The 26347-nt window shown below is 49.7% G+C and carries 19 protein-coding genes; 5 read left to right on the forward strand and 14 right to left on the reverse strand.

All coding sequences use genetic code 11. The features are described from left to right. Positions 1-8: 8 nt before the first annotated feature. From parE to leuC, 13 genes are all read right to left on the reverse strand, one after another. Positions 9-1979, reverse strand: coding sequence for a DNA topoisomerase IV subunit B (parE, locus tag FJQ58_RS30665; RefSeq protein WP_139999436.1), 1971 nt, complete (start codon positions 1977-1979; stop codon positions 9-11). A gap of 784 nt (positions 1980-2763) precedes the next feature. Then, positions 2764-3039, reverse strand: coding sequence for a YqkE family protein (locus tag FJQ58_RS30675; protein WP_139999440.1), 276 nt, complete (start codon positions 3037-3039; stop codon positions 2764-2766). A 46-nt stretch (positions 3040-3085) separates the two neighbouring features. Next, positions 3086-4270 carry a formate-dependent phosphoribosylglycinamide formyltransferase gene (gene purT / locus FJQ58_RS30680; protein ID WP_139999442.1) on the reverse strand — a complete coding sequence of 395 codons (1185 nt, stop codon included), beginning with the start codon at positions 4268-4270 and terminating at the stop codon, positions 3086-3088. A 138-nt stretch (positions 4271-4408) separates the two neighbouring features. Next, complete coding sequence (locus FJQ58_RS30685) at positions 4409-6232, reverse strand: ABC transporter ATP-binding protein (protein ID WP_139999444.1); 1824 nt, start codon at positions 6230-6232, stop codon at positions 4409-4411. Beyond that, on the reverse strand, positions 6232-8019 hold the full coding sequence (locus tag FJQ58_RS30690) for an ABC transporter ATP-binding protein (protein ID WP_139999446.1): 1788 nt from the start codon (positions 8017-8019) through the stop codon (positions 6232-6234). The genes FJQ58_RS30685 and FJQ58_RS30690 overlap by 1 nt, the downstream gene beginning before the upstream one ends. Positions 8020-8314: 295 nt before the next feature. Beyond that, a complete protein-coding gene (locus FJQ58_RS30695; RefSeq protein WP_139999448.1) occupies positions 8315-11965 on the reverse strand; it encodes a dynamin family protein in 3651 nt (1216 codons plus the stop codon). A 10-nt stretch (positions 11966-11975) separates the two neighbouring features. Beyond that, positions 11976-12248: an NAD/NADP transhydrogenase alpha subunit gene (locus FJQ58_RS30700; RefSeq protein ID WP_139999450.1), complete on the reverse strand. Its 273-nt coding sequence runs from the start codon at positions 12246-12248 to the stop codon at positions 11976-11978. A 5-nt stretch (positions 12249-12253) separates the two neighbouring features. Further along, a complete protein-coding gene (nth, locus tag FJQ58_RS30705) occupies positions 12254-12949 on the reverse strand; it encodes an endonuclease III (RefSeq protein WP_139999452.1) in 696 nt (231 codons plus the stop codon). 163 nt (positions 12950-13112) lie between these two features. Next, complete coding sequence (locus tag FJQ58_RS30710) at positions 13113-15596, reverse strand: S-layer homology domain-containing protein (protein ID WP_139999454.1); 2484 nt, start codon at positions 15594-15596, stop codon at positions 13113-13115. A gap of 124 nt (positions 15597-15720) precedes the next feature. Continuing rightward, on the reverse strand, positions 15721-16266 hold the full coding sequence (locus FJQ58_RS30715; RefSeq protein ID WP_139999456.1) for a GerMN domain-containing protein: 546 nt from the start codon (positions 16264-16266) through the stop codon (positions 15721-15723). A 19-nt stretch (positions 16267-16285) separates the two neighbouring features. Continuing rightward, entirely contained in the window at positions 16286-17695 is a 1410-nt protein-coding gene (locus tag FJQ58_RS30720; RefSeq protein WP_139999458.1) for an N-acetylmuramoyl-L-alanine amidase, read from the reverse strand. A 157-nt stretch (positions 17696-17852) separates the two neighbouring features. Further along, positions 17853-18452: a 3-isopropylmalate dehydratase small subunit gene (leuD, locus tag FJQ58_RS30725; protein ID WP_139999460.1), complete on the reverse strand. Its 600-nt coding sequence runs from the start codon at positions 18450-18452 to the stop codon at positions 17853-17855. A gap of 28 nt (positions 18453-18480) precedes the next feature. Next, positions 18481-19896 (reverse strand): 3-isopropylmalate dehydratase large subunit, encoded by a 1416-nt coding sequence (leuC, locus tag FJQ58_RS30730; protein WP_139999463.1) that lies wholly within the window; start codon positions 19894-19896, stop codon positions 18481-18483. Between the two features lie 163 nt (positions 19897-20059). Here leuC and FJQ58_RS30735 point away from each other — a divergent pair, with 163 nt between their 5' ends. Beyond that, positions 20060-20953 (forward strand): LysR family transcriptional regulator, encoded by an 894-nt coding sequence (locus tag FJQ58_RS30735; protein WP_139999465.1) that lies wholly within the window; start codon positions 20060-20062, stop codon positions 20951-20953. Here the strand turns inward: FJQ58_RS30735 and FJQ58_RS30740 are convergent. Next, positions 20950-21753 (reverse strand): carbon-nitrogen family hydrolase, encoded by an 804-nt coding sequence (locus FJQ58_RS30740; RefSeq protein ID WP_139999467.1) that lies wholly within the window; start codon positions 21751-21753, stop codon positions 20950-20952. The genes FJQ58_RS30735 and FJQ58_RS30740 overlap by 4 nt on opposite strands. Positions 21754-21874: 121 nt before the next feature. Between FJQ58_RS30740 and FJQ58_RS30745 the strand changes: the two genes are divergently transcribed. The 4 genes from FJQ58_RS30745 to FJQ58_RS30760 all read left to right on the forward strand — a co-directional run bounded on the left by FJQ58_RS30745 (position 21875) and on the right by FJQ58_RS30760 (position 26346). Further along, complete coding sequence (locus tag FJQ58_RS30745; RefSeq protein WP_139999469.1) at positions 21875-22336, forward strand: hypothetical protein; 462 nt, start codon at positions 21875-21877, stop codon at positions 22334-22336. An 87-nt stretch (positions 22337-22423) separates the two neighbouring features. Further along, a complete protein-coding gene (locus FJQ58_RS30750) occupies positions 22424-23614 on the forward strand; it encodes a pyridoxal phosphate-dependent aminotransferase (protein WP_139999471.1) in 1191 nt (396 codons plus the stop codon). Positions 23615-23951: 337 nt separating this feature from the next. Further along, positions 23952-25061 (forward strand): glutamate 5-kinase, encoded by a 1110-nt coding sequence (gene proB, locus FJQ58_RS30755; protein ID WP_238404403.1) that lies wholly within the window; start codon positions 23952-23954, stop codon positions 25059-25061. Positions 25062-25095: 34 nt separating this feature from the next. Continuing rightward, on the forward strand, positions 25096-26346 hold the full coding sequence (locus FJQ58_RS30760) for a glutamate-5-semialdehyde dehydrogenase (protein WP_139999473.1): 1251 nt from the start codon (positions 25096-25098) through the stop codon (positions 26344-26346). Position 26347 lies beyond the last annotated feature (1 nt).

Genomic DNA, 26347 nt, shown 5'->3' on the forward strand with positions numbered 1-26347 from the left:
TAATCCCCCTATTCCTCATATTCCATAAAGTCGACATTTTCAACGATCCAACGCTTACGCGGATCAACCTTGTCGCCCATCAATGTCGATACTCTGCGTTCCGCCTTCGCCGCATCCTCAATTTGGACTTTCAACAGCGTCCGTTTCTCAGGATCCATCGTCGTCTCCCACAGCTGATCAGGATTCATCTCGCCCAATCCTTTATAACGCTGAAGCTCGTAATTTTTGCCATATTCCTTTAAATAATTTTGAAGCTGCTCGTCCGTCCAAGCATAACGAATCGTTTCGAGCTTTCCTGATTTCCGAGTAATTTTATACAATGGCGGTTGTGCGATATATACGCGGCCAAGGTCAATTAACGGCTTCATGTAGCGATAGAAAAAGGTGAGCAGCAAAACCTGAATATGAGCGCCGTCTGTATCCGCATCCGTCATAATAATAATTTTATTATAGTTGCACTCTTCGGCTACAAATTCAGAACCCACGCCTGCGCCGATTGCAGAAATAATCGCTTTGTACTCGTCATTTTTCAAGATGTCGATGAGCTTCGCTTTCTCGGGATTCATAGGCTTGCCCTTAAGGGGCAGCAGCGCCTGATATTTCGAATCTCTGCCTTGCTTGGCTGATCCGCCGGCAGAATCGCCTTCCACAATGAATAGCTCCGTGCGTGTATAGTCCTTAGACTGCGCCGGGGTCAGCTTGCCGTTAAGATTCGAGCTCTCGCTCTTCTTCTTGCCGCTGCGGATTTCTTCACGGGCTTTGCGCGCAGCTTCGCGCGCTTTCGATGCTTGAAGCGACTTCTTCAGCAGCATTTGGGCGATTTGCGGATTCTCTTCCAAGAACACCTGCATTTTCTCCGAAACAATCGCATCGACTGCGCTCCGCGCGGACGAACTGCCAAGCTGATCCTTGGTTTGACCCACGAATTCGACCTCGGACATCTTAATGTTAATGACGACCATCATGCCCTCGCGCAAATCATTGCCCTCAAGGTTCTTATCCTTCTCCTTAAGCATCGCGGCCTTCCGGGCATAATCATTCATCACGCGGGTATACGCCGTTTTAAAACCGGTTTCATGCGTACCGCCGCCGCGAGTCGGAATGGAGTTGACGAACGATGCTATCGTCTCCGTATAACCATCGTTATACTGCAAGGCAACCTCGACCTCGATCTCATCCCGTTCGCTGGCGAAATGAATAACTTCATGCAGAACGGTTTTTCCCTCATTCAAAAATTGAACGAATTGACGCGCTCCACCTTCATAATGAAACACATCCTGCTTGCCGCTCCTGTCGTCTTTAATAGACACCTTTAGCCCAGAGTTCAAAAAAGCAATCTCCTGTAGGCGTTCAGCGAGCGTATCATAGCTAAGGTTCGTTCCGTTCTGAAAAACCCGTCCATCCGGCTTGAAGGTTACCTTCGTGCCTGTGCGATTTGTCGTTCCGATGATCTCAAGGCCGCGTACGGGTTCGCCTACGTGCTCACGTCCCGCTTCATCCACCCAATATTCGAAGCGCTGTCTATGAATTTTACCATCGCGGTAAATATCTACTTCCAGCCATTCGGACAATGCGTTGGTGACCGATGCGCCAACGCCGTGCAGACCGCCGGATTTCTTATAGCCTCCGCCGCCGAACTTGCCTCCTGCGTGCAAGATCGTAAAGACGACCTGAGGCGTAGGAATACCGGTTTTGTGCATCCCCGTTGGAATGCCGCGCCCGTTGTCGTGCACGGTGACTGCTCCGTTTTTGTGCAGCGTCACTTCAATGGCCGAACAAAATTTGGCCAAATGCTCGTCCACCGCATTATCGACGATTTCCCAAACGAGGTGATGCAGACCTGAACTGCTGGTACTGCCTATGTACATGCCGGGTCTTTTACGAACTGCGGTTAAGCCTTCTAGTACCTGTATATCATCGGCCTCGTAGTTTCGGTCAGCGGCCGCTGTATTTTCAAAAAGATCTGTACGCTCTGACATGAGTGCCCCCCAATCTGTAGTCACGTTTCCGTATCTTCAAGCTATTTTAATTCAAGATGTCCTATTTCGTAAAGACTTCCAAGAAGACGTTTCGCTTATCCTTGCCCAAATCGCAGACGGTATAAGCAAAAAACAAATTCCAATTCGATAAGCAAATCAATCATGAAGAACTATCATATACCGAAAGCCACGCTTGATCCAACTTTTTATTGTCCTTTGTCACATTGTTCGTTAAGATGCTCTGCTCAGCGTAAGGAAAAATCGGAATAAGCGCAAGCAAAATTCGAGAAATATGAAAATTTCTTTTTATAATCAAGCCAAAGGCTCCTCGCAACACATGCATTTGTTATAATCTTCTACCATTGCTCAAAGCGATAAACGCTATGCTCCAAATTATCTTGTTTTGCGCCGTATGCCTGACGGGGCATCACCGCCCAAATATTGCTACCAAATCGACTTCAGTATAAAATATAACCAAAGAAAAGCAAGGATTGCGAGGTCATGATCATAGATAATCATCGAATTAATTGTTTGAAGTGCAAACATTATTATATAACATGGGATCCTAAATCCCCAAAGGGCTGCAAAGCATTTGGCTTTAAATCAAGTGCCATGCCCAGTATCGCAGTATTCGCCTCCTCAGGCAAGCCATGCATGAACTTCGAGCATAAAATACAAGCGCAAGCTTAATGTGCCCGTCAGTGAAGCGAGCTCAACACACCACAAAAAGAGCACCCTCGGGTGCTCTAGATGATTATGCTTTATACTGACTTGATTGAGCCGTTTATTTGTGCTTAGACCAGCTTGGATCGCTGTTTTCCAGTAAATAAGAAAAATCGTTTTCCAGCCGCTTCTGCTCTTGTTTTTTCTTCTCTTCCTCTTGCTTGCGCAGCTCTTCCTTATGGTTTGCTTCTGCCTGCTTCATCTCATCTGCCTGAGCTTTTAGCTTATTAACCATGTCACTGCTAAGCAAATCCTTAAGCGTCATGCCGTTGTCCGGCTCGTTTTTTGGTGCTGCTTTCTGATGGGGAGCGGTTACTTTCTTCTGTTTCTTGCCCATTGCGCTTTCACCTGCCTTATGCAAAAAATACTGCGGCATCCCGCATTTATTCACTGTCGTATTTAATATAAAGCGACTCGGCAGCCGTTCGAGCCAAGCTGCGGGCCTCCTCTACGTTTGATGCTGAACTGAGTGCAACGGCCATACGGCGGCCTACTTTCGTTTCTGGCTTGCCGAAAAGGCGTACCTGTGTATTCGGCACGGCAAGCGCATCCTCCACGCCTCCAATGCTGAAGTTAGTGGATTCCCGGTCAGCCTTCAACGTATGGGAGGCCCCTGGCGTCAACAAGCGGATGGTCGGAATCGGGAAACCAAGAATCGCGCGTACATGCAAAGCAAACTCAGACAAATCCTGCGTCGCCATGGTGACCATGCCCGTATCATGCGGACGCGGCGAAACCTCGCTGAATAACACGCCCTCCTTCGTTAGAAACAGCTCCACCCCATAGATGCCATAACCGCCAAGCTCATCCGTAATCCGCAAAGCGATTTCTTCAGCTTGTGCCACTTGCTGAGGAGTCATTTCATGGGGCTGCCATGACTCAATATAGTCACCGTCTTTCTGAACGTGACCGATCGGCGGGCAATAGCTTGTGCCCGAGACAGAGCGAACCGTAAGCAGCGTAATTTCGGATTCAAACGTGATAAAGCCTTCGACTATAATCCGTTGCTTCTTGGCGCGTCCGCCTTCCATGGCATAGCTCCAGCAAGCCTCAAGCTCCGCTTCCGAGCGGCAAACGCTCTGACCTTTGCCCGATGAGCTCATGATTGGCTTAATAACGCAGGGGAATCCCAGCGCCGCCGCAGCTTCGCGCAGCTCGTCCAGCGTGTCGGCAAACCGGTAAGGCGCCGTAGGCAGCTCTAAAGTTTCTGCAGCTAGGCGGCGAATGCCTTCGCGATCCATTGTCAGCCAAGCAGCTCGTGCCGTCGGTATGACGCGGTGCCCCTCCTTCTCAAGCTCCAGCAGCGTTTCCGTTGCAATAGCTTCAATCTCCGGCACAATATAATCCGGCTTCTCTATCTCAATGATTCTGCGAAGCTCTGCTCCGTTCAACATATCAGTCGTATAATTACGGTGCGCCACCTGCATAGCAGGAGCGTTATCGTAGCGGTCCACGGCAATCGTTTCGACTCCCAGTCGCTGCGCCTCCAGCACAACCTCTTTTCCCAGCTCTCCAGAGCCTAGCAGCAGAAGCTTGCGCGCTTTCGATGTTAACGGTGATCCATACATAAAGAAAAAGAACCTCCTGGAAGCAAATCGAAGGCACTTACCGTTACCATACGAGGGCTAGGCAAGCGCTTCGGTTCGTTTTTTCTTCCATTGTGGAGGTTCTATCTTCAAAAATCAACTGTTTTTAAAAAATGAAATTTATAAGTAACGGTACTGCGCTTCAATAAGCCCGTTATACACGCCTCGTTTGGCAATCAGTGATTCATGGTTGCCTTGTTCAACGATTTGGCCGTGGTCTAAGACGATAATTTCATCGGCATGACGGATCGTAGACAAACGGTGAGCAATCATAAACGATGTACGTCCGGCAAGCAGCGCCTTAAGCGCCTCTTGAATTTTCAATTCGGTTTCCGTATCGATGCTTGCCGTCGCTTCATCGAGAATGAGAATTTGCGGATCGGCGAGCAAAGCCCTAGCGAACGAAAGCAGCTGGCGCTGACCCATGGAGAGCACATTCCCGCGCTCCTCAACCTGCGTATCATAACCGTCAGGCAATCCCATAATGAAATCATGCGCATTGACCGCTTGTGCCGCCCTCACAACCTCCGCATCCGTCGCATTCAGCCGTCCATAACGGATATTATCCCTTATCGTACCCGCAAAGATGAAGGTGTCTTGCAGCACGATCCCAACTTGCGAGCGCAAGCTCTCAATCGTGACATCGCGGATATCGATACCGTCGATCAGCACGCGTCCTTCGACTGGATCATAGAAACGGCACAGCAGGTTGATGATTGTACTTTTACCTGAACCGGTATGCCCAACCAACGCGATGGATTGCCCGGCTTTCACGTCAATCGTCACATTTTTGAGTGCCGGTCTACCTTTCTCGTATTCAAATACGATGTGGTCGAATTTGACATCCCCTTTGATCTTTGGCAGCGCCTTTGCTTGCGTTAGCTCAGCCACGGTCGGCTCCTCATCAATGAATTCGAAAATCCGCTCCGATGATGCCATTGCAATAAGCAGCTGGGAGTACATTTGTCCAAGTCGGTTAATCGGGTCCCAGAAGTTTCCAATATAATTGGCATAGCCTACGAGCAGACCGATTGTAATCGCTCCCGTTTGAATGAGATGCGACCCGTACCAGAACAAAATGAACGTACCAATCGCAGATGTAATTTCGATAACCGGTCCGAATGCTTGGTTCAGCGCAGAGGCTTTATTCCAAGATTTTACGTTATCGGTGTTCATATGGTCGAAAAAGCTCATATTATCTTTTTCTTGCACATACGCCTGTGTAACCTTCATCCCTTGAATGCTCTCATTTAGGTGTGAGTTGATGCGGGACTGCTTGATCCGCACATCCTGCCAAGCGAAACGGATTCGTTTGCGCAGCGTCGTTGAGACGAGGAACATAAGCGGTACCGTAATCATAACCGCAAGCCCGAGCTTAAAGTTCCATACGAGCAGGATAATGACGATACCAAAGAGCTGTACGCAATCCATCAGCAGGTTGACAACGCCATTCGTGAAAAGGTCTTGCAGCGCATTAACGTCATTCGTTACACGCACGAGTACCGATCCGGCAGGCCTTTTGTCGTAGAAACGAAAGCTTAGCTTCTGAATATGCTGGAAAAGATGATTTCTTAGATCATAAATAACGCTTTGCCCAATGATATTCGTATACTTAATCCGGTACGTATTTGAAGCCCATTGGATCACATACAACAGCAGCATAATGCTTGCGATAATAAGAAGCTTCGGAATACTCGTATTGCCGCTCGCAGGAGCAATGGCTTCATCGATTGCAAGAATAACGAGAGCCGGTACTCCTAAGCGGGTCAACGTGCCCAAAATCATCATAAAGATAACAGGCATCAATTGTTTTTTATAAGGCTTCATGTACATGAACAAACGGCGCAATTGCCCCCAGTTAAAGGGTTTTTCGATCAGCTCGTCGTCCTGGTAGATGAAGCGTTCATTTTTATTGCTTGCCTTGGCTTTGGCACTCGTGCTCATTATACGGTACTCCCTTTCCGGTCATGCGCCTCCGCTGCCAGTGATGAATCATCAAGCGGATAATCAGCATATTGAATGTTGTAAGTATCGCGGTATGGCCCACGCTGAGCGATCAGCTGCGCATGCGTTCCGCGCTGTACGATGTGACCCTCGTCAAGGACGATAATCTCGTCCGCATGGCGCAGCGAGGAAATCCGGTGCGCGATAATAAAGGTGGTACGTCCAGCCATCAGCTCCTTGAAGCCCGCTTGGATCTCATGTTCGGTCTCCATGTCGACGGCGCTTGTCGCATCATCCAGAATAAGGATTCGCGGATTTTTGATCAGCGCCCTTGCAATGGCAATCCGCTGCTTCTGGCCCCCCGATAAGCCCATGCCTCGCTCACCAACGATCGTATCGTAACCAAGCGGCAGCTCCATGATGAAATCATGCGCTTTGGCAAGCTTCGCGGCATATTCGATCTGCTCCGGCGTTACATCGCGCACACCGAATGCGATATTATCGCGGATCGAAGCCGAGAACAGAAAGGTTTCCTGAAATACCGGTGCAATCAAGCGGCGCAAGCTTGCTACGTCAAGATTGCGGATATCGATCCCGTCGAGCGTGATCGTCCCCTTCTTCACGTTATACGCACGCATCAGCAGTTGAATAATCGTTGATTTGCCAGAGCCGGTTGCACCAAGGAAACCGATAACGGAACCCTCTGGCGCATCGATGACAAGGTCAGTGACTGCCGGTGACTTATCCGGATAATTGAAGGTTACGTGGTCAAAGCGGACATGGCCTTTGACCGTATTGCTGCTTACTTCAATTGCATCCTCGGTGTTTTTCACGTGAACGTGCTCATTCAGCAAGCCGAGCACCCGCTCTCCGGACGCTTTAAACTGGGTATAGTTGTTTATGTGGAAGCCAAGACCCCACATCGGGCCGATAATATACCAGATCAAACTGAAAAACGCGACGAATTCCCCTAATTTAAGCGAATTATTAATGACTAGAATACCGCCAGCAACCAGCAGGATGACGGCGCTTAAGTTGGCGACAAGCTCCATGACTGGAAAATATTTCGCCCATATCTTTGCAGCGCCGACCTGATTGGTTTGGTAGGCTTCGCTGCGGATCGAAAATTTGGATACCTCATGGTTCTCGCGGGCAAACGATTTAACGGTGCGCACGCCTGTAATGTTCTCCTGAACGGCTGTGGTCAAGTTACTCATCGCTTGGCGCATTTCCCGAAACGCGGGATGGATATTGCGCTCAAAGCGAATGGCCGCAAAGCCGAGCAGCGGGATCGTCACTAGTGTGATTAAAGTAAGCTGCCAATGAATGGACAGCATCATGGCTCCGCCGAAAATGATCATAAGCACCATGTTCAAAATTTGCGCAAAACCAAAGCCGATGAAGTTGCGGATCGCCTCAAGATCCGCAGTCAAGCGCGACATCAAGTCGCCTGTCTTTGCTTTGTCATAGTACTGGTACGATAGCGTTTGCAGCTTGTCATACAAAGCATTACGCATACGGAAGGCTACCTTGTTGCCAAGTCTTCCTCCAAAAAATCCATGTAAAAACTGCATGCAGCCTTTAAATGCGATGACCGCTACTACCGTAAAAGCAAGTTTTGGAACCAGGTCGAACTTTTCCGGCTTAATGACATCGTCAATCAGGTAACGCAGCAAATTCGGATAGACAAGTCCGAGCGCCGTCGCGCACATTAAGCAAAATATGGAGGAGAATAAAAACTTTCGCTCCGCCCAATAAAATGCTTTCAATTGCCTAAAAACGTCCAAGTAAATCCATCTCCCCGTTGCTATTTTGTAAGTATGAATGAATATTATCAGCATCCCGAAATGCGAGCAAACAGTATAAGTATGCATATAACTGATTTAAACAGCTAATAGCCGCGATATGTAAAATGGAAACGGTTAATGCTCCCAATTGGTCCTAAATCGTGACAGATATGTGCCTATTGCTCACTTTTTGCACAGAAACACACTAAATTAAAAAATGCTTTTGCAGGCGCAACTCGCGCCCACAAAAGCATTCAGCTGTATATGCGATAGATAGATACGCATTCATTGACAATTAGATATGAATAAGACTGTCATGCAGCTGCTTCAGTTCTGCCGTATTGGCAGTGCCGGACAGCGAGCTCCGCTTCCCGCTCTCATAAGCCAGCATATCCTCTAGCAATTTGATTCCGGCTTGTTCGGCAGCCTGCTGCCAAATCTGCTCATAAAGCGAAATCCAAAGCATCGTCTGTTCCGTCATCCATCCGTTCAAAGACGGGGCAAGCAGCGCTTCGAGCTCCTTGCGAAGCAAACCCTTGCCCTCCCCCTCGAAAAACTGGCGTGGCGATTTGAAACGGCTCCACAGCAGCTTCGCATCGACAGCCGAAGCTTCCCAGGCAGCCGGTTCATCCGGTGTCGGCAAATCCGAAGCGCTATAAGGAACGGCGTTATAGGATGCGATAGATGCTTCCAAGCGCTGGGCTGCGATCGCGTATTGCTTCTGAAGCTGCGTATGAATCCCCTTCTCCATGCGGAGCGACGTAGCCAGCATCTCTTGCGAGAGCTCCAGTTGGACTAGCCGCTGCAGCTCCAGCCATGACGTCCAGATCGCCTTGCGCAAATCGCGCCCGTCGTCCTGCAAGGAAGCCGGGTTAAAGGCAAGGTTGTAAAATTCGCCAAAACGATACTGAAGGCGCTGTACGACATAATACAGAAGCTCGCTTAGCTCCTGCCGCAGCTGCTCTGGCAGGACCCCGGACTGAAGCGCGGAAATTTCGCCCTTCGCATCGTTTACGGATGCCTCCAGCGTGTTTAGCTCCGCTTCCCGAGCAGCGACATCGCCTTCGGCGCTCTGCAGCCAACCTGCTACGGTTGCGGCTGCACGCTTCAAATCCTGTTCTGCCGCATCAATGGCGAGCTTTCCAAGATCATTTTGTACAAAAGATAGAAATGATTGCTCAAATGCTTCAATGCCGGACTTCTTCAGAAGCTCTGCATCCCCGCTTAGCTTGCCGTCGAGCGCTTGCAGGCTGGAAACAGGAAATAGGCGCGGCGACCGTATCGCATGCTGAAGGAGATTTGTCTCCACATGCTTTAAGACGCCAGCCAGCTCCTCCTCATCCGCAGCCAAATCGGCGGCATTGACGAGGAAAAACATTTTGTCGAGCTCGAACTGATCCTTTACCCTGCCGAGCTGCATCAAGAATTGACGATCCGCTTGGGAGAACGCGTGATTGTAATACGTGACAAACAGAACGGCATCGGCATTTTTAATATAATTAAAAGCAACGCCGGTATGCCTCGCATTGACGGAATCGGCCCCTGGCGTATCCACGAGCACGATTCCCTGCGCGGTGAGCGCGCAATCGTAATGAAGCTCGATCTCGCTAACGAAGCAAGAACGCGATTCTTCCGCGACATACCGTTCATATTCCGCTTGGTTAACCGAGAGCTGCTCGCCCAGGAGCGGCTCATGCTCTGCCCATCCCGCCCGAGCGGCGCGCAGGAAGCTGAAATGCGGGCGGCCGCCAGCACCGATGGAATCGGGAGTGAGCCGGTCAATCGCCCGCATCAGGGCTGCGGCATCCGGCAGCTGGTCGATGCCGGCTTTCTCGCCGAGCAGCGCCAAGGAATAGCGCACATCGTCCTCAATGGCGGCGCGCGACTTCATGACGATGCGCGCTGTGCCATGTCCGTGCTCAGCCGTCGGCGGCACGAGCCGGTTGATCGCTGCTGTTGTCGGATTCGGCGAGACCGGCAATACCGGCTCGCCGATCAGCGCGTTCGCAAGCGAGGATTTGCCGGCGCTGAAGGCGCCGAACAATGCGATGGTGAAGCGGCTGTCCTTCAGCCGCTTCGCCTTGTCGCGCATCGCCTGTGCAGCGGCAGCAAGCGCCGCATGCGGGGCAAGCAGCTCAGCAGCGCCCGCTAAGCGAGCTGCTGCGCTGTGCTGCTGCGCAAGAGCGGCTCCGCCGCCCCATGCGCCCCGCCCTGAAGCGGCAGGACGCGGTGACGCGGCCGTGCTGCGGGCTAAGGCGGCTGACGCTTCAGCCGCCTCTGCAGCCGCATGCTCCGCGGCTGCTGTATGGCCAGCGGCGCGCGGCGCTGGCAACGCCGGCCTCGCCGGCGCCTCTGGCAGCGCGCGCGCAAGCCGCGCTGCATGCTCTGCCGCGCGCTTCGCCAGCGCAGCAAGCGCCTCAAGGGCGCCAGCCTGCGCGCGAAGCGCCGCGAGCTGTGCCTTGGCCTCGGCGGCAGAGGCTTCGCCTGCCGCTGCCGAATGATCCGCCAGCGCATCGATCAGCTCTAGCGCCCGCTGGCGATAAACCCCCTTCACATCCGCGGCAAGATCGCGGCTGAAGGTCATCGTATATTCGCTATTGATGACAGCTCCGGGCTTTACCCGCCCAATAAGCCACTGCGCATCGGGCAGCCAGGCAAGCTTCTGCCCAAGCTCCGCCTCTAGCCGCTCGTTATCGAAGCCGATTCGCTCCGCTTCCGTACGAAGCAATTGCTTCACATGCCAATCAATAGAGGCACTGATAAGGCTGTTCAGCTCTGCGCTGAAAGCCTGCAGCCGCCTATCCTGCTCTGCGGCTGTCTTCGCTGCCGCAAAGAGCAAACCCGCTTTAAAACCGGGCTTGCGGCTCTCCAGAAACGTTTGGGCCAAATCACGGAGTCCAGCTGGCGTAATATTCGCATTGTCGAGCAAGCTTTGCAGCTCCTTGCGCAGTCCTGCCCGGTAGACTTCCTTATGCGCAGCGATTTGAGCAACTAATGCGGTCAGACGATCCATCTCGCCTTTCACCCTGGCCGCAGCCTCTTCATCGCCTGCTTCTTCGACCAGCCGTTCCCGCTCGGGCTCAGCCAGCTCGTCTTCCCGTTTCTTATGCCCCTCTACCAAGTGGCGCAAAGAAGCATCCACACTATATACGCAGAGCGGCTCACGAATCGTTTTCAACTGATCAAGAAGCTCGAGCAACGACTCCCATTCCTGCTGGGGATGCTCCGGCTCGCGCAACGACAAATAAACGATCCCTGCCGGCTCCAAATGCCAAGCATGGAACGCATCCTCGACGCTTTGACGATAGCTTGCGAAGGATAGCTCACGTTCGCGATGCTTATCAATCTGATTGACGATAAAATATAAGGGCTTGCCCCAATCCTTCAGCTGCTTGGCAAAAGAGAAATTGATTTCGGATTGGACATGGTTGTAATCCATAACATAAAAAACAACATCTGCCAGATGCAGCGCCGATTCCGTTGCCATCCGGTGCGCATCGTCGGTCGAATCAATGCCTGGCGTATCCAGCAGCACCGTATGATTGCCTAGGCGCTCGCTTGGATAAACGATCGATACCGATGTAAATTGCTCCCCATCGACGCAGTAACGGTCAAGCTCCTCGATCGGAACCTCCGCTTGCGAGGTTGCCCCATTGCGAAGAATTTCCACTGCCGCATAGGCACGGTCTCCGCCGCGGATCGATACCACGTTCGCGCTGGTTGGGATCGGACTCGAAGGCAGCAGCTTTGTGCCGCAAAGGCGATTGATCAACGTTGATTTCCCCGCCGAAAAATGTCCACAAAAAGCGACAGTAAGCCGACCATCGGTCAGCTTACTGTTCAGCTCTTGTGCTTGCTTTGCATGTAACACATCACCTGCAGCCGCCATGAGGCCAGCTGTTTCGGATATAGCTCCCGCTATGCTTTGCACGGTTATTTGAGTCATCGTCTTCTCCTTAAACGGCTTGCTCTTCTTCAGACGGCAGGCAAATTTCAAATACATTGCCGTGCTGCAAGATCATAATGTTGCGTTCTTTGTCTCTCATCACGACAACCTCTGGCTTCGAACGCATACGCTCGATGTATTGGTCAGGCACATCGCCCGAGCCGCTTACGGTAATGCCTTCTACCAAAATATCCTCGTGCTCCTCTGGCGGTGACTCAAGCACTTGCTCGTAAATATCGGAAAAAAGCTCAAAATTGTTCGTGTAAACGGAAATACAGTTCATGTTCATCATCCTTCATTGGCTATTTTAGGTTTAATGCTCTTATTTTTTGTTTTAAACCCTGGCTTCATACGTTGTTTTCCTTCTTTGCATAAATCAAGCAGTGGACAGATCGGGCACTGCGGGCTTTGCGCCTTGCAATGATAGCGGCCGAAAAAGATCAGCCTGTGGTGGGTCAAGGTCCACTCATCCCTCGGTACGAGCTTCATCAGCTTCTTCTCCACCTCTAGCACCGTGTCATCCGGCTTGGCAAATCCGAGCCGCTTTGAGACGCGATCCACATGCGTATCAACAGCAATGGCTGGCACGCCAAACGCGTTAGACATCACAACATTAGCCGTTTTGCGCCCAACACCCGGCAGCTCGGTAAGTCCCTCATGGCTCTCGGGCACTTCACCGTCATATTTATCAATGACGATCCGGCAAAGCTTTTGTATATTCGAAGCCTTGCTGCGAAACAAACCGATGCGGCGAATATCCTGCTCCAGCTCCTCTAGTGGAACGCTCAAATAATCCTCGGGCCGCTTATATTTTTCAAATAAGGATACCGTCACTTTATTGACCGTTTCATCCGTGCATTGCGCTGAGAGCAGCACGGCTATCGTAAGCTCGAACGGATTGCTGTGGTTCAGCTCACAGTGTGCATCTGGAAACATGCCCGCTATTACGTCCAGCACATGACGCATTTTCTGTTTCGCAATCATCGTCCTCTCTCCTAATGAAACACTATCGTTCAAAGTGTAGCGAAATTTGTCACGCTTAGCAACCGTAATCAAGCATATTCTATAAAAAAACTGCCCATTAGGGCAGTTTTTTCACAAATTTTAAATATATCGGCACAAATCCATCCATTTTTTAAGGAAAACGCTACTTGACGATTGCAATCGCGTTGTTGCGGAAACCGAAAATTGTAATCTTATCCCCGGCTTTCAAAGCAGTTACAGTGCCTACAGCACCATTCAGCGTATACTTTGTGCTGCTGGTCACGTTAAAATAATTGCGGTTGTCCGAATCCGAAGCTTTTTCCGTCCAAATTTGGCCAGTTGAAGCATTATAGCTCGTGAAGACGCGGCTTTCCCCAACTGCTGCTGTGATTATCGTGCTTGCGCCTTCCGGCTTCTGTACTTCCACGTAATCCCCTACTGCCAACAGGCTCGTTGCCGTGCCCTGCGAAGCGCCTTTGCTGATCGCGAAGCCGGCATCGCCGTTATACGTAATCGTTTGTCCCGCCAAGCTTACGACGGTAACGGAATTAGCCGCTACGGATTGTACGGTCCCTAACGTTACAGGTACGATCCGCGCAGTTACCGCTTGCTTGCCGATATAATTAACATTGATGATCGAGCCTGTCGGGATTTGGTCTACCGTTAGTTTCGCCCCAACATCATTCAGCAGCTCTGTATTCAACACCGATAAATCAAACGCGGCAGTTGCTGTGTTTTTTACTCTCAGCTTTTTGTTAATCGTATCTAACGAGATGACCTCATACTGGGCGTTAAGGTGTACTTTAACGGTTGCAACACGGTCCTGCGTGCTGTTTAATTCCAACGTTAGCAGATCGCCGGCCTTCAAATCGCTCAAGCCCGCATTCGCGATAGTTGGATGTTCAACGAAAGCGGAATTGTAAGGAACGGCTGCAGTAGCACCGCCATCTAATCTGAGGGTCATCAAATTAGCCGCAGAGTTCATCGATACAAGCGAACCTGTGTATTTCGTTATAAACTGCAGGGAAACGATCGAATCGCCTGTATAGCTAATTACAATTTTACGGTTTTGAGTCAAGAGGCTATTAGCCGAGGCAAGTGAAATCACATTGCCGCCGTACTCAATTCTTGTTTTGTCTGTAAAATACAGCGCCTGTGCGTTTCCGCCTGAAGCATCTACGATCGTTAGCAGCTTTTTGTCATAGACATAGCTTGCAACCTGAGCGCCTGCTAATGTTTTCACATTGCGGTTAGCTACTTTAATTTTTGTCACTTGGTCTTTATCGTTAAGCGTTAGTTCTACTTGGTCGGCTTCCTTGATCAGATCGTTAACCGTCGCTCCATTAATGCCATCAATCTCTACGGTTACCGTATCAGCCACAAACTTGGATACAAGCACCGAGCCCGACATAATGGTAACAAGCTGACCATCCGCGCTATAGAACGTGCCAGTGGCAGTTGTAGCTGCAGCTTGCGACGAAGCCACAATCTTCAGGGCAAGCGGAGTTTCACGGAACGTATCCTGAACGATACTGATCTGGCTGTCTCTCTTAATCGCAGACAGAGCTAGCGCCTTCCCGTCTGTATCTACGACAGAGACTGCATCGTTATAGTAGATTTCCACGGGCTTGTCATTGATCCATACGTATATTTTCTTCTCGCCGGCAATCACCCGGTCAAGCGTACCTGTTACTGTTTTCGTGTACTGCTTGTCCCCTTTGACTTCCACGTACTTTGCTTTACCGTCCTTAGCAATGACAGTTACGTCTCCGAAGTCTACAAGCTGTTCTCTTGTAATTGGCGTTTCCGAATTATAGTGATAAAAGAGCGTGTCCGCATCAACGGCATAGCTGGTTTCCTTCTTGTCACTGAAAATAGTAAGCGAAGCTGCTGTGTTCGCTGTGACAATTCCGTTTGTTTGTCCTTCATATGCCACAGGAAAAATCGATTCCGCCCGGCTGAACATCGTCGCCAAGCTCGCGCGGTTCACGTTCGCTTTGGGATCAAATTTCGTTGCCGTAACGCCTTTGACAAGCTCCAGCTTGGCGGCTGCATTGACATATCCCTTGTATATCGAATTGATTTGGGCAGAGTCGGTGAAGCTCGACGCCGCGTTTTGCAACCGTACGGCTTCTTCTTCCTGATCAATTGCACGAACCATCAGCTTTGTGACCCATTCCCGAGTAGCTGGTTTAGTTCCCCATGCGACTTTAGGCTCCTTGGCGGCCAGCTCGAATTCTTCTGCCTGATCAAGCAAACCTTCCTGGAAAGCAAGCGTCACATAAGGTTTGAAATAGCTGCTCACCTCAAAAGAGGTAGGAAAGCCGATAATCGCATTCTGGTCGGCTTTTTTATCCAGACCTGCAAAACGGAGCGCCATCAAAACCGCTTCCTGTTGGCTTACATTTTCGCTTGGCCGGAACACAAATGCCCCGCTAGTTGTTGTATTTCCCGCGATGATTCCTTGCAATGCCAGCTTTGCTATATGCTTCTCGGCCCAATGTCCGCTGCTCACGTCTTTAAATGGCGTGGTTAATGCCGCCGCAGACACCTGAATTTGATTTGGCAGCATAACGCCGCTTCCGGTTACGAGTGAAAATACAATCGCTCCTGTTAAAATCTTTTTGCCTGCAAATTGCAATGTCATAGATGGATATCCTCCTGAAAGTTTAGGATGAAATAAGCAGAATCGACCCCGCAAGCCTTTTGCAAGGGCGGAGCCGTTCTATGTGTAACTATGTGCTGTGTGAGTGTTTCATATAAAACAACTGCTATTCTTGTTCGCGCACCATCGGATATTCTAATTCCACATGGCCCATGAGCGTTTCTACTTCAGCGCCATCAACCAATAGTTGAATTCCTTGGACGAAGTCAAACTGGAATAACGTTTTCTTCAAGGTCTCGATGACAAGCATTTCGCCAGGGGCACCCAGACGAGCCTCGTCCGGCAAATGAATATCCAGAACGACAAGACCATCAGTTAATTCTACGGATGTAAGCTCAATTGGTTGCCATAGAGCCAACACATTTTCGGCAGGATCTTTTTGAAGCTCGGCTATTGCCGCTTTCACAAGATCGGTATCCGTTTCGTATTGCAGCTTTACGGATTTCTCGATTGTTTCAGCTAGCTCAGTATCGGTTAAATAAATGATAGCTTCGCGCTCGTTTAATGCTGCGGTAGGCTCCGGCGAGGGAGTCACGGTAGGCGCAGCTGTGCTGCCTGGTTGGTTGCCTGGCTTGTCCTGCACACCACAGCCTGCCAATGCAGCAGATAAGATGATGACAGCAAGCAGCCCGCGTGCTTTGAATGTTTTCATTACACTGAACACCTGCTTTCTATTTTACTTTCAAGTATTCCTTGATGCCCGCAACAAGCTCAGCAGCTATGCGGCTTTGCGCAGCATCATCAAATAGCATTTTGGCATCAGAGGTATTCGACAAGAAGCCGGCTTCAATCAACACCGCTGGCATCGTTGTTTGCTTAATGACTTTATAAGCTTCTTTTTTCACTCCACGGTCCTTTAAGCCGGTTGCTGCAATCAAATGCTTATGGATAACACCAGCCAACGCTTTACTATTATCGCGATAATAATAAGTTTCGGTACCAGATGCGGTACTTCCTCCGCTATTGGCATGGATCGATAGAAACAAATCAGCTTTTAAATTTTCAGCAAATTTAACACGGTCGTCCAAAGTCGGGTAAGTATCGCCCGTTCTCGTAAAATGAACCTTGATTTTAGTTTCTTTTTCGAGCAGTGCTTTCATTTTCAATGCAACATTCAGGTTAAATTCTTTCTCCCATTTGCCCAGTACGCTCTTCGCGCCAGGATCTGAACCCCCATGCCCGGGATCAATGACAACATCATAGACGTCATTCGAAGAAGGCGGGTTCTCAGGATTAACTACAACTGGCGGTTCAACCGGAATGCTTGGATCTGTCGGCACGTCAGTGAGTGACATGAAGGTCAATTCAAACTTGCCCAAATCCTCCGTCAATACATATCCCGTATTTTCGCTAATTTCAAGAACTAAGCGAACAGTAGCTGGCGTGCTGCTAAATAAGGAATAACGAATTTTTTGCAAATAAGTGCTGTCTGTAACGTTTACTTCAGCTTGTCCAGTCAATACGGTAGCAAAAGCCGTGTTCGGAAAATCGAATACTACTCTCTTCGGATTCTCAAGCAGCAATGGCTTATTCGCTTTCATGACTCCGTCATACTTGACGGTTAGCGAGCTGTTGCCATTGTAAGCTACTTCTGTAATCGATCCTGTTGGTTCGGCAGGCTGTGCTGGTTCAGTTGGCTCCGTAGGAACTGTGGATTCTTGATACATATGTACTTCTTTTTCGGCAGCTTTGTACTCGAATTTAAGTCCGTACTGCTCACCAACAAATCGAAGCGGAACTAACGTCGTGCCTTTGATGATCGTCGTCGGTGTATCCAGTTGTACCTTTTGGTCGTTAACCAAAGCTGTCTTGTCATTTTCCTTTAGCTTAATGACATTACCGCCGTGGATCACCGTCACTGTTTTGGTCTTGCTGTCCCAATCAATCTGAAAGCCTAGTCCCTCAGAAATCGTTCGCACGGGAACGACCGTGGAGCTGTTGATGATCTGGGGATTCACAGCCGATTTCAGCTGCTGGCCATTCAGGAAAAGCTTTGGAATGACCTCTGCCGCTTGTCCTACAGTGGCGAACATCGTGAAAAAAACCGACATAAACAAAAACATGGATACAAATTTCTTCATTTCCCACCTCGATGACTGAAATTGCCCGCATCGAATGAGTGCATTCGACTTTTACAGACTAAAATATAGACGCAGCTTGTCAGAAAAAGTTGCGTTAAAAGGAAAAAAGAGGACGATTCGCCCGTGAAGGCCGAATCGTCCCCTTTCTTATGCTAATTTAGCCTAGGCGAGCAGCGTGCTTTTGCTCGTATGCCGTAATTTTATCTGCGTGCTGAAGTGTCAAGCCGATATCGTCAAGACCTTGCAGCAAAAATTGACGGCGGTGCTCATCAAGGTCAAAGCTGATCGCCAAACCGTGGTCATCGGAAAGCTGTTTGTTTTCCAAATCCACTTTCAAGGTATAACCCTCGAATTTAGCTGTGCGTTGGAAAAGCTCTTCCACTTGTTCTTCGCTCAGCTTGATTGGCAAAATGCCGTTTTTGAAGCAGTTGTTATAGAAAATATCCGCATAAGACGGAGCAATAATAACTTTGTAGCCATAATCCAGAATCGCCCAAGGCGCATGCTCACGGGAAGAGCCGCAGCCAAAGTTAGCACGGGAAACGAGGACAGAAGCGCCTTCGTAACGCGGTTTGTTCGGTTCGAATTCAGTGTTGATATCGCCGTTTTCGTGAAAACGCCACTCAAAGAATAGGAATTGGCCAAAGCCGCTGCGCTCAATGCGCTTCAAAAATTGTTTAGGGATGATTGCATCAGTGTCGACATTGACCCGGTCGACCGGGGCGACGATGCCTGTAAGTTGTTTAAACGGTTCCATATCGGTTATACCCCTCTCTCGCGTTCAATTAGTTCAGCACTTCGGATTTGATTTCCCAGTCACGAACATCGGTAAAGTGACCTTTAATCGCTGCAGCAACAGCCATTGCAGGCGATACCAAATGCGTACGTCCGCCACGGCCTTGACGGCCTTCAAAGTTACGGTTGGATGTAGATGCGCAGCGCTCGCCCGGCTTCAATACGTCAGGGTTCATCGCAAGGCACATCGAGCAGCCTGCATCGCGCCATTCAAAACCAGCTTCGGAGAAAATTTTGTCCAAGCCCTCTTTCTCGGCTTGAATTTTCACACGGCCAGAGCCTGGCACAACGATAGCTGTAACGCGATCGCTAACTTTGTAGCCTCTAGCGATTTCAGCAGCAGCGCGCAAATCTTCGATACGGCCATTCGTGCAAGAGCCAATAAATACATAATCGATTGGAATCTCGTTCATAGGCGTACCTGGTTTAAGATCCATATACTCAAGCGCCGCTTCAGCAGCTTTGCGCTCGTTCTCAGTTGGAAGGTCAGCAGGGAAAGGAACCTTTGCCGTAATGTTTGTTCCCATGCCTGGGCTAGTCCCCCAAGTCACTTGTGGAATCAATGCATCAACGTCGAAGTGTACGACAGTGTCATACTCTGCGCCTTCATCTGTTGTCAGCTGTTTCCAAGCTTCAACCGCTTCATCGAAGTTAGCTGGCGCATACTGGCGACCGCGCAAATATTCAAATGTTGTTTCGTCTGGAGCGATTAGGCCCGCACGAGCACCTGCTTCAATAGACATGTTGCAGACTGTCATACGCTCTTCCATAGTCAAGCTTGTGATAGCTTCGCCTGTAAACTCAATAACATAACCTGTTGCGAAATCTGTACCGTATTGAGCGATAACGCCTAGGATCAAGTCCTTTGCTGTTACGCCAGGCTTGCGTTTGCCGTTGAAGCGCACTTCAAGCGTTTTTGCTTTCGATTGCTGCAAGCATTGCGTAGCCATAACGTGCTCAACCTCGCTCGTACCAATACCGAACGCCAAAGCGCCAAACGCGCCGTGAGTCGACGTGTGGCTGTCTCCGCAAACGATCGTTTTGCCCGGATGCGTAAGGCCAAGCTCAGGTCCCATAACGTGAACGACACCTTGGTCGATGCTGTCAAGATCGAATAGCGTTACGCCAAAATCTTTACAGTTCTGAGTAAGCGTATCGATTTGTTGTTTAGAAATCGGATCCGTAATATTAAAACGATCTTTCGTCGGAACGTTATGATCCATCGTAGCGAAAGTAAGGTCAGGGCGGCGTACTTTACGGCCTGATAGGCGCAATCCTTCGAACGCTTGCGGCGATGTAACTTCATGCACCAGCTGCAAGTCGATATAAATAACGCTTGGCTTGCCTTCTTCTTGATGAATGACGTGATTATCCCAGATCTTCTCAAACATTGTCTTTTTCGTCATTATATTCACCCCATCGTTTCATTAAATCTTCTGCTTTTCTTAACTGAACCTACTATATCATTTCTTTCTTCATTGATCCAAGATATAATATCTATAACGACTATAGGTAATAACTATAATGGATGTTTTCAATCCATAATTTTATATAGAGGAGTTTCACGGTATGGAACTAAGACAATTAAACTATGTGATTCAAATCGCTTTGGAAAAAAACTTTTCGCGGGCTGCGGAGAAGCTGCACATTGCCCAGCCATCTCTCAGTCAGCAGCTCTCCAAGCTGGAGCAGGAAATTGGCGTACTATTATTTCGCAGAACGACAAACTCTGTTGAACTCACACAGGCTGGTCAGGTGTTCGTAAGCAAATCGCAAGACATCCTGGATGCCGTAGAACAGCTGAAGCAAGAAATGGATGATATGGCACAGATGCGTCGCGGCCGGCTTGTCGTCGGAACACTCCCTATTACTGGATCGCATATTTTACCGCTTGTCCTGCCGGTATTTGGTGAACTTTATCCACAAATCGAAGTGGTTCTTGTCGAAGATACTACCGCTAAGCTAGAGCAGCTTACGGCAAGCGGCGGCACGGATTTGAGTTTGCTGTCACTTCCTCTCATCGACAGTTCCCTGGCATGGGAGCCGTTTATGGAAGAAGAAATTTGCTTGGCGGTTCCGCCGCTTCATCCGCTCGCCCTTCGAGATACGCCGATCGATATTGCCGAGCTTCAAGATGAACCGTTTATCGGGCTCAAACGCGGACAAGGCTTTCGGCAAATTACCGTTGACCTTTGCGAGCAATCCGGCTTTGCTCCGCGCATCGTTTTTGAAAGCAGCAATATTGATACGATTCAATCTCTCGTAGCCGGCGGCATGGGCATTGCCTTCGTCCCGCAAATGCTTACGCGGACGAAAGGCTCCGACTTCGCTCCTGCCTACCTGCCCTTAAACCAACGTCCTACCCGAACGCTTGTCGTCGCAAGCAGGAAAGGCAGATATCTCTCCAAAGCAGCGGATGCTTTTATCCGAACGTTGAAGGAGACGCTTGTCACCCACCATTAATCGATTTCATATATAGAAGGTCTTCGATCTTCAAATACCGGGATTCTCGTTCTTACCTCGTCGACGAGCGACAAATCGATCGTCGCGTATAAGATCGTTTCTTCCTCGCCTGCTTCTGCAATCGTTTCGCCCCAAGGATCAAGCACAATGGAATGCCCAAAAAATTGAGTAGCTCCACTCGTTCCCATCCGGTTGCAAGCGATGACGAACATTTGGTTTTCGATGGCGCGCGCGGTAAGCAGCGTGCGCCAGTGGTGCAAGCGCGGATGCGGCCATTCCGCAGGAACGAACAGAAGCTTGGCGCCTTCCAGCGCCAGCTTTCTCGCAAGCTCAGGGAAGCGGATGTCGTAGCAAATCATCATCCCGGCGCCTGCTCCTTCAATCTCCAGTGTGCCGAGCTTGTCTCCGGCTACCAAAAACTTTTCCTCGTCCATAAGTCGAAACAAATGAATTTTGGAATAATCCGCAACTACGTTTCCGCCGCGGTCGAAAGCGTAGATCGTATTCAGCACCTTATCTTCCTTCCGCTCGGCAATGGAGCCTCCAATGATGTGAACCTGATGTTTCTGGCTGAACTCGGCTAAAAATGCTTTCGTTCGCGTTCCCTCATGATCGGCCAAGCTTTGAATTTCGGTCAATGCATATCCCGTATTCCACATCTCCGGAAACATAATCACATCCGGTTTGTCCGTTTGATTAACCGCTTCTTCAAGCATACAGGCTAATTTCTTAAAATTGGCTTCTGGATTTCCCACTTCTATATTCATTTGCAGCAATGCAAGCCGCAATGGGTTGCTCATCTTACAGTCCTCCCGTTATTGCTTTTTTTCCTAATGATACCCTCTCATGCTTCTGTGTCAAGATGGGAAACGTAAGGTTATGATCTTTACCACTAAACAATAGATGAGGAGAATGTCCGTTATGCTTTCCAAAAAAATTGCCGCCATGCTGCTTGCATGCTGCTCGCTTCTGTTAATGGCGCAAGTGGCTTCTGCCCAGCCCGCCCAAGGTTCACCTACCTCAGAGGTTGGTCTAAAGCCAGTACAAGTATTTGACGTGGCTGCGGGCAAGGTTGTGAAAACCATTCCGAATGATGCGAGCTATCAGGCTTTAGCTGCCTCGTGGATTGGCTCGATCACTGGACTTGCCCCTCAATTAACGAATGATGAAAGCTGCAGTTATGTGTACCGTGTTCCTTTAGAGAAGGCGGTCACGATTAAGGCAAACGACGTTTCCGTCGTTTCCAACGATTTGTTTCTATTTTATTGCAAGGACAAACCACCGCTCCTTCTTGTCTTTGACGAGAAGCGCAGGCCGTTTTTGTTCCTGTTCAAAGCTGATATTAAACCGTTTATTCAGAAGGTAGGCATTCCCGCATCTTAGGCTTAGCTTCTCATCTCCCCACATTCGTGCTACATTTAAGCTATTGCCTAATAATAGATAGCGATTTTTCATGTGGAGTGTGAGGGAATGGAAACACAAATCGGTCAACACCTTATTCAGCCCGCGGATCGGATGAACGGACTTCCGACGCAATTTTTTGCCAAGCTGGTCGCTAAAGCTAACGCTCAAGTGGCCAAAGGACGCGATGTAATCAATTTGGGACAAGGCAATCCGGACCAGCCGACCCCTCCCCATATTGTTGCAAAGCTGCAGGAAGCTGCAGCTAACCCGTTGTACCACAAATATCCGCCTTTTAGCGGCTACCCTTTTCTCAAGGAAGCTGTTGCTAAGCGGTATAAGGAAGATTATGACGTTGATGTTGATCCAGCTACCGAAGTTGCCATTCTCTTTGGCGGAAAAACCGGTCTTGTTGAAATCAGCCAATGCTTGCTGAATCCCGGCGACGTATGTCTCGTTCCTGATCCGGGCTATCCTGATTATTGGTCAGGTGTTGCGCTTGCCGGTGCTGAGATGTCATTCATGCCGCTAATTGAAAAAAATAACTATTTGCCCGATTATGGAGCGATTCCGCCTGAAATCGCTGATCGCGCCAAGCTGATGTTCATGAACTATCCGAACAACCCTACCGGCGCTGTAGCAAATGCTGAGTTTTATGCTAATACGGTCGCTTATGCCAGAGAGCATGGCATCGTTGTGGCAAGCGATTTTGCTTATGGCGCAATCGGCTTTGACGGCAGCAAGCCGATTAGCTTCCTGCAAACCCCAGGCGCTAAGGAAGTTGGCGTTGAGTTCTACACGTTGTCCAAGACCTATAATATGGCTGGTTGGCGCGTAGGCTTTGCAATCGGCAATGCACAAATCATTAAGCTGATTAACCTGATGCAAGACCATTATTACTGCAGCTTGTTCGGCGGAATTCAAGAAGCAGCTGCCCTCGCCTTAACGGGTTCTCAGGATTGTGTAGCTGATCTGAAAGCACGTTATGAAAGCCGCAGGAACGCTTTGTTTGCCGCGCTTGACCGCATTGGCTGGAAAGCTGACCGCCCAGGCGGATCCTTTTTCTGCTGGCTGCCTGTGGCGCCAGGCTATACCTCGGAATCGTTTGCCGATCTACTCCTATACGAAGCAGACGTAGTCGTAGCGCCTGGCGTGGGCTTCGGAACACATGGCGAGGGCTATGTACGCCTTGGACTGTTAACGGATGAGGCACGACTTGAGGAAGCAGTGGAACGGATCGGCAAGCTTAATCTTTTTTGAGAACTGCCTTGCGCTTGCATTCCTTTACAGCAGCATAGGATCGTGATATGCTTGTAGGAATTGAACATGAAACGTGATGACGGGACTATTAAGCATGCAAGGTCGCGATCAGAGAGTAAATTCCATGGGCTGCGAGAATTTACCGAAGGCCGCTTGCTGAACCTACCTCCGAGCGGCCGGTGATGAACCGGACAGCGCCTTCTGTTATAGGCTTAAGCTGGATGATCTATTTGTATTGATCATCAACAAAGGTGGTACCGCGGAAGTGAAGACTTTCGTCCTTTATGGACGGAAGTCTTTTTTGTTGTCACGAAACAAGCATAGGATGGGATTAATCATGACGGAACGTATAGTCGTAAAAATTGGCAGCAGCTCCCTCACTTCCGAGGAAGGCGGCCTTAACCGCGAGCGCATTCATTATTTTGTTTCTGAGCTTGCCTCCCTTCATCAAGGCGGCAATGGCGTAATGCTCGTTACCTCCGGAGCAGTTGCAGCCGGTTTTCGTCAAATCGGGTATACAGCCAAACCAAAGATCGTACATGAGAAACAGGCAGCCGCAGCCGTAGGCCAGGCTCTGCTCATGCAAGCGTATCAAGAAGCTTTCAGCAAATACGGTATCGTCGCTGCTCAAATTTTGCTCACGCGCGCGGACTTCTCAAACCGACGCCGTATCCAAAACGCATTGATGACGATTGAAGAGCTGCTCCGGCTTGGGATCATCCCGATCATCAATGAAAACGATACGGTAGCTACCGATGAGCTCGTACCGAAATTCGGAGATAATGATAGCTTATCTGCGCTAGTAGCAACGATGACAAAGGCTGCCAAGTTAGTGATCATTACGGACATGGACGGTTTGTATACCGAAGACCCGCGTAAAAATCCGCAAGCCGTCAAAATTGAGCGCGTGGATCAAATTTCCGAGGATATTATGAAAGTGGCTGGCGGCGCGGGCTCCTCCGTAGGTACGGGCGGCATGCGTTCCAAAATCGAGGCAGCGCGCATTGCGATGCGTGGCGGCGTGCATGCCTTCATCGGCAAAGTTCAGCAGGAAGGCGATCTCATGCTCGCAGTTGATGGCATAGGCCGCGGCACCTACTTTGACACGAAGCTAAATAGCCTACCGATGAAGAAACAATGGCTTGGCTTCCATTCCATGCCGCAGGGCTGCATCACCGTCGACGACGGCGCCGTACTCGCTTTGCTTGAAGGCGGTAAAAGCCTACTGCCGGCTGGAGTAACCGAAATTCAAGGAGATTTCCTGCCCACCGACGTCGTTGAGGTTAAAAATAGGCAAGGCGAGACGCTTGGCCGAGGCGTTGTCAATTACGCCGCTTGGCAGATTCAAGCAGTAGCCGGGATGACGACCGAAGAAGTGAAGCGTAGAGTGGATGTTACCCGCATTGAAGTCATTCATCGTGATGAATGGATCACATTGAAATCATAAGTTAGCTATAAAATCCATAAGGAGGCTTCATACTATGACAAGCGAAGTAAGACAAAAAGCAACATTGGCACAAGATGCAGCGGCAATTATGAACCGGTTGACGACAGAACAGAAAAATACGGCGCTTAGCCGAATGGCGGATGCCCTGCTAACCGAGCAAACTGCCATTATAGCGGCTAATAAGCTTGATTTGGAGCGTGGTCGCGAGCAAGGAACAAGTCCCTCCCTGCTCGACCGCCTTGCTTTGAATTATGACCGTGTTGCGGCTATTGCCGAAGGATTGCGCCAAATCGTGGAGCTTCCGGACCCAGTTGGCGAGCTGCTTGAGCATTTTGACCGCCCGAATGGCCTTAAAGTGAATAAAGTCAGAGTACCGCTCGGCGTTATCGGCATGATCTATGAAGCGCGTCCGAACGTAACCGTAGATGCCGCTGGGCTTTGCCTCAAAACCGGCAATAGCGTCGTACTGCGCGGTGGTTCCGCGGCGATTGAATCGAACCGCAAAATTGTAGAAGTGTTGAAACAAGCTCTTTCGAATACGGAAATGCCGGCAGACGCGATTCAACTCATTGAGGATTCTGACCGCGCATCGGTTAATGAAATGCTTAAATTAAACGGACTGCTCGATGTGGTCATACCGCGCGGCGGAGCTTCATTAATTCGTAATGTGGTAGAAAATGCTACCGTGCCTGTTATTGAAACGGGAGCTGGTATTTGTCATACCTACATTGACGAAAGCGCAGATTTTACGATGGCTGCGGATATTGCTTTTAATGCTAAGGTACAGCGTCCTTCCGTTTGCAATTCCATGGAGACCTTGATTGTTCATGAAGCCTTCGCGGATCGGCACCTTTCTGAGCTTGCCGAGCGCTTCCAGAAAGCCGATGTTGAGCTGCGCGGTTGCGAGAAAACAGCAGCGTTGCTGCCTGGAACAAAGCTTGTCACTGACGAGGACTATGCAACCGAATATAATGACTACATCATGAATATTCGTATCGTGCCGAATCTCGACACCGCTTTGGCGCACATTCGCCGCTTCGGTACGAAGCATTCCGAATGCATCGTCACCGAAAACGCGTCGAATGCCGAACGTTTTATTCAAGATATCGATGCTGCTGCCGTTTATCATAATGCGTCTACCCGCTTTACGGATGGCTTTGAATTCGGATTTGGCGCTGAAATTGGCATCAGTACGCAAAAACTGCATGCTCGCGGTCCAATGGGCTTGCCAGCCCTGACCTCGACGAAATACAAAGTATATGGAAACGGCCAAATCCGGGGATAAT

Origin of the sequence: Paenibacillus paridis, from assembly GCF_006345825.1 — a bacterium.
In the GTDB taxonomy this organism is placed as follows: domain Bacteria; phylum Bacillota; class Bacilli; order Paenibacillales; family Paenibacillaceae; genus Pristimantibacillus; species Pristimantibacillus paridis.